The sequence below is a fragment of the Pseudomonas bubulae genome (assembly GCF_900618535.1).
GTDB lineage: Bacteria > Pseudomonadota > Gammaproteobacteria > Pseudomonadales > Pseudomonadaceae > Aquipseudomonas > Aquipseudomonas bubulae.
In genome coordinates this window covers 1-511 of the sequence record NZ_UYJA01000020.1, presented here as the reverse complement: position 1 = coordinate 511, position 511 = coordinate 1, and the positions used below count along the sequence as shown (strand labels likewise).

Genomic DNA, 511 nt, shown 5'->3' with positions numbered 1-511 from the left:
CGGTGTGATTCATGACTGGGGTGAAGTCGTAACAAGGTAGCCGTAGGGGAACCTGCGGCTGGATCACCTCCTTAATCGACGACATCAGCTGCTCCATAAGTTCCCACACGAATTGCTTGATTCATTGAAGAAGACGATAGCAGTAGACCAAAATTGGGTCTGTAGCTCAGTTGGTTAGAGCGCACCCCTGATAAGGGTGAGGTCGGCAGTTCGAATCTGCCCAGACCCACCAATTTTGTTTGGAAGCACCTGTAGAAATATGGGGCCATAGCTCAGCTGGGAGAGCGCCTGCCTTGCACGCAGGAGGTCAACGGTTCGATCCCGTTTGGCTCCACCATTACTGCTTACTTGTCGTAAAGCTTAGAAATGAACATTCCATCGAATGATGGTGAATGTTGATTTCTGATCTTTTGATTAGATCGTTCTTTAAAAATTTGGGTATGTAATAGAAAGTTAGACTGGATAACACTTTCACTGGTGTTTATTCAGGCTAAGGTAAAATTTGTGATTG

General features: G+C 45.8%; 2 tRNA genes and 1 rRNA gene. All 3 read left to right on the top strand.

Features of this window, described 5'->3' with window-relative positions:
- Positions 1 to 74, top strand: a 16S ribosomal RNA gene (locus PPTH39_RS23465); the annotation flags it as partial.
- A gap of 81 nt (positions 75 to 155) precedes the next feature.
- Positions 156 to 232 (top strand) — tRNA-Ile (locus PPTH39_RS23460).
- Positions 233 to 261: 29 nt separating this feature from the next.
- Positions 262 to 337, top strand: a tRNA-Ala gene (locus PPTH39_RS23455).
- Positions 338 to 511 lie beyond the last annotated feature (174 nt).